Here is a 13,711-nt window from a genome sequence, read left to right as displayed (position 1 = left end):
CCCGGCACATTTTACTGCGCTATCCCTTAATCCTCGGATCCAGCGCGTCGCGCAGACCGTCACCCAGCAGGTTAAACGCCAGCACGGTCAGAAAAATCGCCAGGCTCGGGAAGATCGCCACGTGCGGTGCAATCACCATATCCGCCCTCGCCTCGTTCAGCATCGCGCCCCACTCCGGCGTTGGAGGCTGAGCACCCAACCCTAAAAACGACAGGCTGGCCGCCGAGATAATCGACACGCCGATACGCATGGTGAAATAGACCACGATGGACGACACCGTACCCGGCAGAATATGGCTGAACAGGATGGTGGCGTCGCTGGCCCCCATGCTGCGGGCAGATTCTATAAAGGTCTGCTGTTTCAGCACCAGCGTGTTGCCGCGCACCAGGCGCGCAAACGCCGGAATCGAAAACACCGCGACCGCAATGATGACGTTGGCCATGCCGCTGCCCATGATCGCCACCACCGCAATCGCCAGCAGAATGCCGGGAAAAGCAAACAGCACGTCGCAGATGCGCATGATGATGCGGTCCCACCAGCCTTCGTAATATCCGGCAACGAGCCCCAGCACGGTACCGATGGCCGCGCCGATCAGCACCGCGAACACCCCGGCGGCAAGCGAGATTTGCGCCCCGACCAGCACGCGGCTAAAGATATCGCGCCCGAGGGAGTCCACGCCGAACCAGTGCAGCATCGACGGTCCGTCGTTCAGACGGTCATAGTCAAAATAGTTTTCCGCATCAAATGGCGCCACCCACGGCGCAATCACCGCCACTGCAATAAGCAGCAGCACAAACAGCCCCGCGGTCATCGCGACCGGCTGACGGCGAAAACGCCGCCAGAATTCAGACCACGGGGTGTGGACGTGGTCCGGTTTTAGCCCCGGCATCGCGTTTAAAACGGCCTGACGTCGCCAGTTCAATAATCGCATCTTACTTATACCTGATGGCCGGGTTAATGGCGGCGTAGAGCACGTCCACCACTAAGTTGATAAGAATAAATTCCAGCGAGAAAAGCAACACTTCCGCCTGAATCACCGGGTAGTCGCGCATCTCGACGGAATCGACCAGCAGGCGTCCCAGCCCCGGCCAGTTGAAGACTTTTTCCACCACGATAGAGCCGCCCAGCAGGAAGCCAAACTGCAGCCCCATCATCGTCACCACCGGGATCATCGCGTTGCGGAACCCGTGCTTGAGAATGACCCACTTCTCGCTGACCCCTTTCGCCCGCGCGGTGCGAATATAATCTTCGCTCAGCACGTCAACGAACGAGGCGCGGGTAAAGCGGGCCATCACGGCCGACACGGCAGCCCCAAGCGTCATGGAAGGCAGGATGTAATGCTTCCAGGTATCGGCCCCGACGGTGGGCAGCCAGCCCAGCTCAACGGAGAAGATCTGCATCAGCAGCATCCCCAGCGCGAACGCCGGGAAGGAGATGCCGGTCACCGCCAGCGCCATGCCGAGCTTGTCCGGCCAGCGGTTGCGCCAGACGGCTGCGACAATACCGGCGCCAAGCCCAAACACGACTGCCCAGCTCATGCTGGCAATCGTCAACCAGAACGTCGGCATAAAGCGGGTGGCGATCTCCTCCGACACCGGACGACGCGACACCATCGAAATACCAAAGTCACCCTGAAGAACGTTGCCAATATAGTGCAGAAACTGCATATACAGAGGCTGGTCAAGACCCAGCTGTTTACGCACCAGCTCAATGACCGTGGCATCCGCTTCGGGCCCGGCAACCAGACGCGCCGGATCGCCCGGCAGCATATGGACAAACAAAAACACCAGCACCGCCACAATCAGCAGCGTCGGAATAAGCCCCAGCAGGCGTTTACAAACATAATTCAGCATGGGCGTTATTTTAAATCCGCATCGTCAAAGCTAAAGCCCGTATCAGGCATGATGTAGAACCCGGTCAACGCTTTGTTATGGGCTGACACCAGTTTCTCCACCACCAGCGGCACCCACGGCGACTCTTTCCAGATGATGTCCTGTGCGTCCTTATAGAGACGAGCTTTCTCGTCCGGTTTAGTGGTTTTCAGCGCATCGGCCAGGTCTTTGTCCACCTGCGGGTTGCTGTAGAACGCGGTGTTGAACAGGGTTGGCGGCCAGTTCTGCGAGGCAAACAGCGGCGACAGCGCCCAGTCGGCTTCACCAGTCGATGCCGACCAGCCGGTGTAGAACATCCGCACGCCGCTCTCTTTCTGCCCTTTCCCCTCCACTTCTGCCGCACGCTGTCCGGCATCCATTGCCGTGACCTGTACCTTGATACCCACCTGCGCCAGCTGCTGCTGGGTAAACTGCAGCACCTTCTGGGCGGTGCTGTGATTATGCGACGACCACAGCGTGGTGCTAAAACCGTTCGGGAAGCCCGCCTCTTTCAGCAGCTCGCGCGCTTTAGCCGGATCGTACGGCCACGGCTGATAGCTTTGCGCATAGGCGATAGCCGGCGGCAGCACGCCGGTGGCCGGGGTGGCATAGCCCGCAAAAGCGACCTTCACCAGCGCCTGACGGTTAATGGCATAGTTAATAGCTTCGCGCACCTTCGGGTTATCGAACGGCTTTTGCGTGACGTTCATGCTGATGTAGCGCTGCATGATCGACGGGCTGGCGACCAGCTCCAGCTTGCTGTTTTTCTGCAAAATGGCGGCCTGCTCATACGGGATCGGGAAGGCAAACTGCGCCTCGCCGGTTTGCAGCATCGCCGCGCGGGTGTTGTTGTCCACCACCGGGCGCCAGGTGATGGTATCCAACTTCGGCAGCCCCTGCTGCCAGTAGCCCGCGAACTTCTTCACCTTCACAAAATCGGTCTGGTTCCAGGTGAGCAGTTCGTAAGGGCCGGTGCCAACAGGGTGGAAACCGATCTCTTTGCCGTATTTCTGCAGCGCAGCAGGGGAAATCATCGCCGTTGCCGGATGCGCCAGAATATTGATAAACGCGGAGAACGGCTCTTTCAGGGTGATTTTTACCGTCGCCGGGTCGACCACCTCGGTTTTGGCGATGTTTTTATAAAGGTTATAGCGCTTGAGGCTGTTTTCAGGATTGCTGGCGCGATCGAGGTTAATCTTCACCGCCTCCGCATTGAAGTCTGTCCCATCCTGGAACTTCACGCCGGTTCTGAGCTTGATGGTGTAGACCAGCCCGTTGTCGGACACGGTGTACCCCTCCGCCAGCACGTTTTTGAGCTTCATCTCTTTATCCAGGCCGAACAGGCCCTGGTAGAACGATTTCGCCACCGCCTGAGAGAGCGTGTCGTTGGCGTCATACGGATCGAGCGTGGTGAAATTGGAGCCGACGGCAACCACCACATCTTTGGCAGCGAACGCGGGGGCAGCGGCCAGGGCTGCCGTCACGCTCGCGGCTAACAACCATCTACGCGCTACAAATGTAACCATTGTGTTCTCCTGCCTGTTGTAAGTTATAACCGCGAAAAAGCATTGTCCTGACGCGGGGGAGCGACGAAATGACCCGGCTCGACCTCGCGAAGCGTCACGCGCTCCACGGCCTCGCCGAGTTTATGAATATTGCCCGGCATATCATCCTGCAGCAGCACGCGCTGGCCGTGACGATGTGCGGGATCGGCAACCGGAACCGCCGCGATAAGCTTGCGGGTGTACGGGTGCTGCGGGTTCTCGAACACTGCCCTTCGCGGCCCAATCTCCACGATCTGCCCCATAAACATTACCGCCACGCGATGGCTGATGCGCTCGACCACCGCCATGTCGTGCGAGATAAACAGGAAGGCGATACCCATATCCCGCTGTAAATCAAGCAGCAGGTTGATGATTTGCGCCCGGATAGAGACATCCAGCGCCGAGACGGATTCATCCGCAATCACCACTTTCGGGTTCAGCGCCAGCGCGCGGGCGATGCAGATACGCTGCCGCTGCCCGCCGGAAAACTCGTGCGGATAACGCCAGGCGTGTTCCGGCTTCAGGCCAACGCGCTCCAGCAGCCAGGCCACGCGACGCTGCGCCGCCTCGCCGTCGAGCAGGTTATGCACCCGCAGCGGCTCCATGATCGAATACCCCACCGTATGGCGCGGATCGAGGGAGGCATACGGATCCTGAAAAATAAACTGAATATCCCGCCGCACCGCCTGCAGCCTGCTGTCCGGAAGGGTATCAATGCGCTCGCCGTTAAAGGTAATGCTGCCCTCCTGAGATTCCACCAGACGGAGCAGCGCGCGCCCGGTCGTGGATTTACCGCAGCCGGACTCCCCCACCAGCGCCAGCGTTTCGCCCGGCCAGAGGTCGAAGCTGACGTTTTCCACCGCGTGCACTTCGCGCTTCACCCGGTTCAGTACGCCGCTGCGCAGCGGAAACCGGGTGACCAGATTTCGTACTTCCAGAATGGGCTTGCCCGGCACCACGGTGTCCTGCTCGCGCTCATCCTCCTGCAGCTCAGACGCCTCGAGGGAAAGCAGCGGAAAACGGCGCGGCAGATCGCTGCCGTTCATCGCCCCCAGTCGCGGGACCGCCGCCAGCAGTGCTTTGGTGTAAGGATGCGCGGGCGCGTGAAAAATCTGCTCGACCGGGCCGGTTTCTACCGCGCAGCCCTTATGCATCACCAGTACGCGATCGGCGATATCGGCAACCACGCCCATATCGTGGGTGATAAAGATCACCCCCATCTCCATCTCCTGCTGCAGCACGTTGATGAGCTGCAGGATCTGCGCCTGAATGGTCACGTCCAGCGCCGTTGTCGGCTCGTCGGCAATGAGCACCGCCGGACGGCAGGAGAGCGCCATGGCAATCATTACCCGCTGGCGCATGCCGCCGGAAAGCTGATGCGGATAGCGGCCCAGAATGGCCTGCGCCTCCGGAATGCGCACCAGCTCAAGCATCCGTCGGGCCTCTTTGAGCGCTTCATCGCCGCTCAGCCCCTGATGCAGGCGGATGGACTCGGCAATTTGCTCCCCGACCGGGAACACCGGGTTCAGAGAGGTCATCGGTTCCTGGAAAATCATGGCAATATCCGCCCCGCGCACGCCCTGCATCTGCGCACCGCTCAGCTCATTTAAATCAATGACCTGCCGGTTACGGCGGCGCAGGAGCATTTTCTCGCTGCTGATTTGCCCGCCCGTCTGTTCCAGCAGGCGCATCAGCGCCAGCGCGGTAACCGATTTCCCGGAACCGGATTCGCCAACAATCGCCAGCGTCTCGCCGCGCCTGAGCGTGAACGATAAATTCTGTACTGCGGGGAAGAACTGCCGCTCTTCCTGAAACGCAATATTCAGCTGATGGACAGCCAATACTTCGCGGTTGTCCAGCTCTTCACTGTGCGGCACGCGCTGCCCCCTTATTCACGATAAATCCCCGTGCTCGGCTCATCGCCGGCATAGCCCCAGGCGCGATACATGCCTTCGCTGTTGAACGGCAGGGCCACGTTGCCCTCACGATCCACCGCAATGAGTCCGCCGACGCCGCCCAGGGCAGGCAGTTTTTCCATCACCACGCGCTCGCAGGCCTCGCTCAGGCTTAAGCCGCCGTAATCCATCAGCGCGGTAATGTCGTAGGCCGCGAGGGCGCGAATAAAAACTTCCCCGGTGCCGGTACACGACACCGCCGCCGTCGCGTTATTGGCATAGCAGCCGGCGCCCGGCAGCGGGCTGTCGCCGACGCGTCCAGGCAGCTTGTTGGTCATCCCACCCGTTGACGTCGCCGCCGCGAGGTTGCCGGCTTTATCGAGCGCCACCGCGCCGACCGTGCCCATTTTGCTGCGCTCATCCAGCGGCGCAGTATGGTCAAGCTGCGTCATGCCCGCCGAACGAGCTTCCAGTAACTGCTGATAGCGCGCTTCCGTGGAAAACAGATCGGGCGATACCGGCTCCATCCCGTGTTCGAAGGCAAAGGTCTCCGCCCCGGCCCCCGTCAGCAGCACGTGCGGACTCTCTTCCATCACCAGACGCGCCGCCAGCACCGGATTACGCAGGTGACTGACGCCCGCCACGGCGCCCGCTTTCAGGGTAATACCGTCCATCACGCAGGCATCCAGCTCGTGCGTTTCATTCCGGGTAAAGACCGAACCGATCCCCGCATTAAATAACGGGCACTCTTCCAGCAGGCGCACCGCCTCGGTGACCACGTCCAGCGCGCTTTCGCCCGCTTCCAGCATTCTCTGGCCCGTTTCCACAATGGCGTACAGCGCGTCGATGTAGCGCTTTTCCTGCTCGGGACTGAGCTGTGCTCGGGTGATTGCCCCGGCGCCACCATGAATTGCGATTACCGCATTAACCATTCGCATCACCCGTTAGCCTGTTTTGCGGCTTTTTCTATAAATATCATTATCGTCGACGAAACTTCAGATGATTTTTGAATATAGAAAGACGTAACAGTGATGTAAAGCGTGCACCCTTCGGTCATACAGTTAGCCGCACTTTTCTGCCATAATGGACGCTTTCGTTGTTACTCCGCAGGAGCCCACCATGGATTTTACCGCCGGACTGATGCCGCTTGAGACGGCACTCACGCAGATGCTTGACCGAGTTTCCCCGCTGCATGACGTAGAGACGCTGCCCCTCGTGCGCTGTTTTGGCCGTATTGCCGCGCGCGATATCGTCTCTCCGCTTAACGTGCCGGGGTTTGATAACTCAGCGATGGACGGTTACGCAGTACGCCTGGCGGATCTCCAGACGGGTAATGCCCTGCCGGTGGCGGGCAAAGCCTTTGCGGGTCAGCCGTTTAGCGGTGAATGGCCTGCGGGCACCTGCGTGCGCATCATGACCGGCGCGCCGGTTCCGGCCGCCTGCGACGCCGTGGTAATGCAGGAAGAGACCGAACAGACCGACGAAGGCGTGCGTTTTACCGCCAACGTTAAAGCGGGCCAGAACATCCGCCGTACCGGCGAGGACATTACCCTCGGCGCGACCGTTTTTGCCGCCGGGCAAAGGCTGACGGTGGCAGAGCTGCCGGTGCTGGCCTCGCTCGGCATCGCGGAAGTCGACGTTATCCGCAAAGTGCGCGTCGCCGTCTTCTCCACCGGCGACGAGCTGCAGCTTCCGGGCCAGCCGCTGCAGGACGGCCAGATTTACGACACCAACCGCCTGGCGGTACACCTGATGCTGGAGCAACTGGGCTGCGAGGTGATTAACCTCGGCATCATTCCAGACGACCCGGAAAAACTGCGCGCGGCGTTTATCGAGGCGGATAAATCCGCCGACGTGGTCATCAGCTCCGGCGGCGTCTCCGTGGGCGAAGCGGATTACACCAAAACCCTTCTTGAAGAGCTGGGCGAAATCGCCTTCTGGAAGCTGGCGATCAAGCCGGGCAAGCCGTTTGCGTTTGGCAAGCTTTCACACAGCTGGTTCTGCGGCCTGCCGGGTAACCCGGTCTCGGCGGCACTCACCTTCTACCAGCTGGCGATCCCGCTGCTGGCGAAGCTTTCCGGCTACAAGGCCAGCCCGCTGCCGGAACGCGTGCGCGTGCGTGCCGCCACGCGGTTGAAAAAATCACCGGGTCGTCTCGATTTTCAGCGCGGCATTCTGGCGCGCAACGCGGACGGAGAGCTCGAAGTGAGCACCACCGGACACCAGGGCTCACACATTTTCAGCTCCTTCAGCCAGGGCAACTGCTTTATCGTGCTGGAGCGCGAGCGCGGCAACGTGGAAGCCGGCGAATGGGTTGAGATAGAGCGCTTTAACCACCTGTTCGGAGGCTGATATGACGGTGGAGCTGAGCGACCCGGAGATGATGCGCTACAACCGCCAGATTGTGCTGCGCGGGTTTGACTTCGAAGGCCAGGAAGCGCTCAAGGCGGCAAACGTGCTGGTCGTCGGGCTGGGCGGGCTGGGCTGCGCCGCCGCGCAATACCTTGCCGCGGCGGGCGTGGGCAGGATGACGCTGCTGGATTTCGATACCGTGTCGGTGTCCAACCTGCAGCGCCAGACGCTGCACAGCGACGCGACGGTGGGCCAGCCGAAAGTGGAATCCGCAAGGGCTGCGCTGGCGCGCATCAACCCCCACGTTCGGTTCACGCTGATTGACGCAATGCTGGATGACGACGCGCTCTCCGCGCAGATTTCCCGGCACGATCTGGTCCTGGACTGCACCGATAACGTCACCGTCCGTAACCAGCTCAACGCGGGCTGTTTTGCCCATAAAACGCCGCTGGTTTCCGGCGCGGCTATCCGCATGGAGGGGCAAATCAGCGTCTTCACGTACGCCGAGGGTGAACCCTGCTACCGCTGCCTGAGCCGTCTGTTTGGCGAGAATGCGCTGACCTGCGTTGAGGCGGGCGTGATGGCGCCGCTCGTCGGCGTGATTGGCTCATTGCAGGCAATGGAAGCGATCAAGGTGCTGGCGAATTACGGCACGCCGGCAGCGGGGAAAATCGTGATGTATGACGCGATAACCTGCCAGTTCCGCGAGATGAAGCTGATGCGTAACCCGGGGTGTGTGGTGTGCGGAGGTTAAAGCAAACGGCAACCTTCAGGTTGCCGTTTTAGTGTTTGCTCCCTCTCCCTGTGGGAGAGGGTTGGGGTGAGGGCATCAGGCCGCACCCGTCAAATCGACGTCCTGCCAAACGCCCCCAGCCAGTCCTGCTCAAACTTCACAATTGCCGCATCTACCGCAGGAGAGGTAATAAACTGCTGCGCCACGTCCAGCGGCAGCGTGATGGACTCGCACCCTGCCAGCAGGCAGTCCAGCGCCTGACGCGGGGTTTTAAAGCTCGCGGCCAGCACCTTTGACTGCGGCGCGTGCAGCGTCAGCAGCTGTTGCAGCTCAATTACGGTCTGGATCCCGTCCCCGCCCTGCGCGTCCACGCGGTTAACGTAAGGGGCCACATACTCCGCCCCCGCCAGCGCGGACAACATCCCCTGCGCAGCACCGTATACCGCCGTGCCCAGCGTCGGGATCCCTTCCGCTTTTAGCATCTTGATCGCCGCCAGCCCTTCTGCGGTTACCGGCACTTTCACCACCAGATCGTTAATGATGGCGCGAAGCTTACGCGCGTCTTCCACCATCCCTTCGGCGGAGGTCGCCATCACCTGTGCGAACAGACGACCTTTACCACCAAGCGCGTCGTGCAGCGCGGGCAGCAGTTCATCGAGCGGCGTTTTACCGGCAGCTACGATGCTTGGATTGGTGGTCACGCCCGCCAGCGGGAAGATACGCGCCAGCTTTTTGACTGCCGCAACGTCAGATGTGTCGAGATAAAGTTCCATGATGTCACCCTCAAAATTAGCCTGCACTTACCCTATCACGACAAAACCTGCTGAAGAGTTGACCTGCATCAAGATAACTTTCATTCGAAAGTAATTTAATCTTCATATGCAAGATGAGAGGCAAAAACATGATCTTCAATATTCAGCGTTACTCTACCCACGACGGCCCCGGTATTCGTACCGTGGTGTTCCTGAAAGGCTGCTCGCTGGGCTGTCGCTGGTGCCAGAACCCGGAAAGCCGCTCCCGCAGCCGGGACGTGCTGTTTGATGCACGTCTGTGCCTGGACGGCTGCGACCTGTGCCAGCAGGCAGCGCCGGGCTGCATCGAACGCGCGCTGAATGGCCCGATCATCCACCGCGAAAAGCTGAGTGAAGAGACGCTTAACGCCCTCACCGACTGCTGCCCGACGCAGGCGCTGACCGTCTGTGGCGAAGAACAGCATGTCGAGGAGATCATGGCGACCGTACTGCGCGACAAGCCCTTCTACGACCGCAGCGGTGGCGGGATCACCCTCTCCGGCGGCGAGCCGTTTATGAACCCGGATCTGGCGCAGGCCCTGTTTAAAGCCAGCCATGACCAGGGGATCCACACCGCCGTCGAAACCTGCCTTCACGTGCCGTGGCACTATATCGAGCCGTCATTACCGTACGTCGATCTGTTCCTCGCAGACCTGAAGCATGTCGACGGTGACCTTTTCAAGCAGTGGACGGACGGTTCGGCTAAGCGCATCCTGGATAACCTGAAACGCCTGGCCGCCGCAGGGAAGAACATCACCATCCGCGTACCGCTCATCCAGGGCTTCAACGCAGATGAAGCCTCCATAACCGCCATTACCAACTTCGCTGCCGATGAACTCGGCGTCGACGATATTCATTTTCTGCCGTATCACACGCTGGGCATGAACAAATACACCCTGCTCGGCCAACCCTACTCTGCCCCTGACAAACCGCTGGATAACCCTGCTCTGCTGGACTTTGCGCAGCAGTACGCCCGCCAGAAAGGGTTAACCGCGACCTTACGAGGATAAACTTATGACCACCCTGAATCTCAATACCCTCAGCGAACGCATTAAGGCGCACAAAACGGCCCTGGTGCATATCGTCAAGCCGCCAGTCTGTACCGAGCGCGCGCAGCATTACACCGAAATGTACCAGCAGCACATGGACAAGCCGATCCCGGTGCGTCGCGCTCTGGCGCTGGCGCATCACCTGGCCGAACGTACCATCTGGATCAAACACGACGAGCTGATTATCGGTAACCAGGCAAGCGAGGTGCGCGCCGCGCCGATCTTCCCGGAATACACCGTCTCCTGGATTGAGAAAGAGATCGACGACCTGGCAGACCGCCCGGGCGCGGGCTTTGCGGTGAGCGAACAGAACAAGCGTGTGCTGCACGAGATCTGCCCTTGGTGGCGCGGCCAGACGGTGCAGGATCGCTGCTACGGCATGTTCACCGACGAGCAGAAAGGCCTGCTGGAAACCGGCATTATCAAAGCCGAAGGCAACATGACCTCAGGCGACGCGCACCTGGCGGTGAACTTCCCGCTGGTGCTGGAGAAAGGTCTCGACGGCCTGCGCGCCAAAGTGGCCGAACGCCGCTCGCGCATCAACCTGACGGTGCTGGAAGACCTGCACGGCGATCAGTTCCTGAAGGCGATCGATATCGTGCTGGAAGCGGTAAGCCTGCACATCAAACGTTTTGCCGACCTGGCGCGCGAAATGGCCGCGACCGAAACCCGCGTAAGCCGCCGCGACGAGCTGCTGGCAATGGCGGAAAACTGCGACGTGATTGCCCACGAGCCGCCGAAAACCTTCTGGCAGGCGCTGCAGCTGTGCTACTTCATTCAGCTGATCCTGCAGATTGAGTCCAACGGCCACTCCGTTTCCTTTGCGCGTATGGACCAGTATCTCTATCCGTACTACCGCCGCGACGTGGAGCTGAACCAGAGCCTCGACCGCGAACACGCCATTGAACTGCTGCACAGCTGCTGGCTGAAGCTGCTGGAAGTGAACAAGATCCGATCTGGCTCGCACTCCAAAGCCTCTGCCGGTAGCCCGCTGTACCAGAACGTCACCATCGGCGGCCAGAAGCTGGTCAACGGTGAGCCGATGGACGCGGTAAACCCGCTCTCCTACGCAATTCTGGAATCCTGCGGCCGTCTGCGCTCCACCCAGCCGAACCTGAGCGTGCGCTATCACGCGGGCATGAGCAACGACTTCCTCGATGCGTGCGTGCAGGTGATCCGCTGCGGCTTCGGGATGCCTGCGTTCAACAACGATGAAATCGTCATTCCGGAATTCATTAAGCTCGGCGTTGAGCGCGACGACGCCTACGACTACGCAGCCATTGGCTGTATCGAAACCGCAGTGGGCGGCAAGTGGGGCTATCGCTGCACCGGCATGAGCTTCATCAACTTCGCCCGCGTGATGCTGGCTGCGCTGGAAGGCGGCCGCGATGCCACCAGCGGCAAGGTATTCCTGCCGCAGGAGAAAGCGCTCTCCGCCGGTAACTTCGACAATTTCGAGGAGGTGATGGCAGCCTGGGATAGCCAGATCCGCTACTACACCCGCAAGTCCATTGAGATTGAGTACGTGGTGGACACCATGCTGGAAGAGAACGTCCACGATATTCTCTGCTCGGCGCTGGTGGACGACTGCATCGAGCGCGCGAAAAGCATCAAGCAGGGCGGCGCGAAGTATGACTGGGTCTCCGGCCTGCAGGTGGGTATCGCCAACCTCGGCAACAGCCTGGCAGCGGTGAAAAAGCTGGTGTTCGAACAGGGCACTATCGGCCAACAGCAGCTGGCGGCGGCGCTGGCGGATGACTTCGACGGGCTGACTCACGAGCAGCTGCGTCAACGTCTGATTAACGGCGCGCCGAAGTACGGTAACGACGATGACAGCGTGGATATGCTGCTGACCCGTGCTTATCAGACCTACATTGAAGAGCTTAAGCAGTACCACAACCCTCGCTACGGCCGCGGCCCGATTGGCGGTAACTACTACGCGGGCACGTCGTCCATCTCCGCAAACGTGCCGTTTGGCGCGGCGACGATGGCAACGCCGGACGGACGTAAGGCACACACGCCGCTGGCGGAAGGGGCAAGCCCGGCTTCCGGTACCGACCACCTTGGCCCGACGGCGGTAATTGGCTCGGTGGGCAAACTGCCTACCGAAGCGATTCTCGGCGGCGTGCTGCTGAACCAGAAGCTGAATCCGTCAACGCTGGAAAACGACAGCGATCGCCAGAAGCTGATGGTGCTGCTGCGGACCTTCTTCGAGGTGCATAAGGGCTGGCATATTCAGTACAACATTGTCTCCCGCGAAACGCTGCTGGAGGCGAAGAAACACCCTGACCAGTATCGTGACCTGGTGGTGCGCGTCGCGGGTTACTCGGCGTTCTTCACCGCCCTGTCGCCGGATGCGCAGGACGATATTATTGCCCGTACTGAGCATACGCTGTAACGGTGTATCCCCTCAGGGGAAATGCGCACGCTGATGCCCTCACCCCGACCCTCTCCCACGGGGTGAGGGAGAAAACACTAAAAACGGCAACCTCGGTTGCCGTTTTGCTTTTACTTTCGAATGAAATTAAATTTGTGCTCCCCGTCACCTTGTTATTAGAATGTTTCAAAACGCAGTGACCCAGGAGCACAGTATGACCGTTAAAGTTATCGTCACCGATATGGACGGAACTTTCCTTGATGATGCCAAGCAGTACGATCGTGACCGCTTCCAGGCACAGTTTGAACAGCTTAAAGCCCGCGATATTGAATTCGTTGTCGCCAGCGGCAACCAGTATTACCAGCTCCTCTCCTTCTTTCCGGCGCTAAAAGATCGGATCTCCTTCGTGGCGGAAAACGGCGCGCTGGTGTTCGACCGCGGAGAACAGATTTTTCACGGCGAGCTGACCCGCCATGAATCGCAGATCGTGATTGGCGAACTGCTGAAAGACAAAGGCCTGAACTTCGTGGCCTGCGGGCTGGAGAGCGCCTACGTCAGCGACAAAGCCCCGGACGCCTTCGTGGCGCTGATGTCAAAGCACTACCACCGCTTAAAGCGCATCAGCGATTACCGCGACATTGACGACGTGCTGTTCAAGTTCTCCCTTAACCTGCCGGATAGCGATATCCCGAATCTGGTGGATAAGCTGCACGTCTCCCTGGACGGCATCATGAAGCCGGTCACCAGCGGCTTTGGGTTTGTCGATTTGATTATCCCCGGCCTGCACAAAGCCAACGGCATCAGCCGTCTGCTGAAGCGCTGGAAAATCTCCCCTCAGGAGTGCGTGGCCATTGGCGACAGCGGCAATGATGCCGAGATGCTGAAGCTGGTAAAATATTCCTTTGCGATGGGTAACGCGGCGGAAAGCATCAAAGAAATCAGCCGCTACAGCACCGACGACAACAACCATCAGGGCGCGCTGAACGTCATTCAGGCCGTGCTCGACAACCATTCCCCGTTCGACGCCTGATCTTCTCCTCGCCGGAGCCTTGCTCCGGCAGCCTGACTCTTTTCCCGTCCTGTGGCTTGCGTCAAGTTT

11 protein-coding genes are annotated in these 13,711 nt (G+C 60.0%); 5 read left to right on the top strand and 6 right to left on the bottom strand.

The features are described 5' to 3' along the window. Nucleotides 1-19 precede the first annotated feature (19 nt). From gsiD to iaaA, 5 genes are read right to left on the bottom strand one after another with little or no spacing between them, the layout of a single operon-like run. On the bottom strand, nucleotides 20-931 hold the full coding sequence (gene gsiD / locus AB3N39_RS06665; protein ID WP_115874579.1) for a glutathione ABC transporter permease GsiD: 912 nt from the start codon (nucleotides 929-931) through the stop codon (nucleotides 20-22). 1 nt (nucleotide 932) lies between these two features. Further along, nucleotides 933-1,853, bottom strand: coding sequence for a glutathione ABC transporter permease GsiC (gene gsiC, locus AB3N39_RS06660; protein ID WP_111963862.1), 921 nt, complete (start codon nucleotides 1,851-1,853; stop codon nucleotides 933-935). Between the two features lie 5 nt (nucleotides 1,854-1,858). Further along, nucleotides 1,859-3,397: a glutathione ABC transporter substrate-binding protein GsiB gene (gene gsiB / locus AB3N39_RS06655; protein ID WP_115874577.1), complete on the bottom strand. Its 1,539-nt coding sequence runs from the start codon at nucleotides 3,395-3,397 to the stop codon at nucleotides 1,859-1,861. 23 nt (nucleotides 3,398-3,420) lie between these two features. Further along, a complete protein-coding gene (gene gsiA / locus AB3N39_RS06650) occupies nucleotides 3,421-5,292 on the bottom strand; it encodes a glutathione ABC transporter ATP-binding protein GsiA (protein ID WP_115874576.1) in 1,872 nt (623 codons plus the stop codon). Nucleotides 5,293-5,303: 11 nt separating this feature from the next. Next, on the bottom strand, nucleotides 5,304-6,242 hold the full coding sequence (iaaA, locus tag AB3N39_RS06645; RefSeq protein ID WP_115876043.1) for a beta-aspartyl-peptidase: 939 nt from the start codon (nucleotides 6,240-6,242) through the stop codon (nucleotides 5,304-5,306). 187 nt (nucleotides 6,243-6,429) lie between these two features. Here iaaA and moeA point away from each other — a divergent pair, with 187 nt between their 5' ends. Both moeA and moeB read left to right on the top strand, forming a co-directional pair. After that, nucleotides 6,430-7,662, top strand: a complete 1,233-nt coding sequence (gene moeA, locus AB3N39_RS06640; RefSeq protein ID WP_367897151.1) for a molybdopterin molybdotransferase MoeA — start codon at nucleotides 6,430-6,432, stop codon at nucleotides 7,660-7,662. A gap of 1 nt (nucleotide 7,663) precedes the next feature. Next, nucleotides 7,664-8,416, top strand: a complete 753-nt coding sequence (gene moeB, locus AB3N39_RS06635) for a molybdopterin-synthase adenylyltransferase MoeB (RefSeq protein ID WP_367897150.1) — start codon at nucleotides 7,664-7,666, stop codon at nucleotides 8,414-8,416. 89 nt (nucleotides 8,417-8,505) lie between these two features. Here moeB and fsa read toward each other — a convergent pair whose 3' ends face one another. After that, a complete protein-coding gene (fsa, locus tag AB3N39_RS06630; protein WP_367897149.1) occupies nucleotides 8,506-9,168 on the bottom strand; it encodes a fructose-6-phosphate aldolase in 663 nt (220 codons plus the stop codon). A gap of 128 nt (nucleotides 9,169-9,296) precedes the next feature. Between fsa and AB3N39_RS06625 the strand changes: the two genes are divergently transcribed. From AB3N39_RS06625 to AB3N39_RS06615, 3 genes are all read left to right on the top strand, one after another. Then, nucleotides 9,297-10,196 (top strand): glycyl-radical enzyme activating protein, encoded by a 900-nt coding sequence (locus tag AB3N39_RS06625; RefSeq protein ID WP_248173132.1) that lies wholly within the window; start codon nucleotides 9,297-9,299, stop codon nucleotides 10,194-10,196. 4 nt (nucleotides 10,197-10,200) lie between these two features. Further along, on the top strand, nucleotides 10,201-12,633 hold the full coding sequence (locus tag AB3N39_RS06620; protein WP_133294057.1) for a formate C-acetyltransferase/glycerol dehydratase family glycyl radical enzyme: 2,433 nt from the start codon (nucleotides 10,201-10,203) through the stop codon (nucleotides 12,631-12,633). Between the two features lie 193 nt (nucleotides 12,634-12,826). After that, nucleotides 12,827-13,642 (top strand): Cof-type HAD-IIB family hydrolase, encoded by an 816-nt coding sequence (locus tag AB3N39_RS06615; protein WP_367897148.1) that lies wholly within the window; start codon nucleotides 12,827-12,829, stop codon nucleotides 13,640-13,642. Nucleotides 13,643-13,711 lie beyond the last annotated feature (69 nt).

It is taken from the genome of Enterobacter vonholyi (assembly GCF_040834095.1).
GTDB classification, from domain to species: Bacteria; Pseudomonadota; Gammaproteobacteria; order Enterobacterales; family Enterobacteriaceae; genus Enterobacter; species Enterobacter vonholyi.
This window is presented reverse-complemented; position numbering and strand designations above follow the sequence as displayed.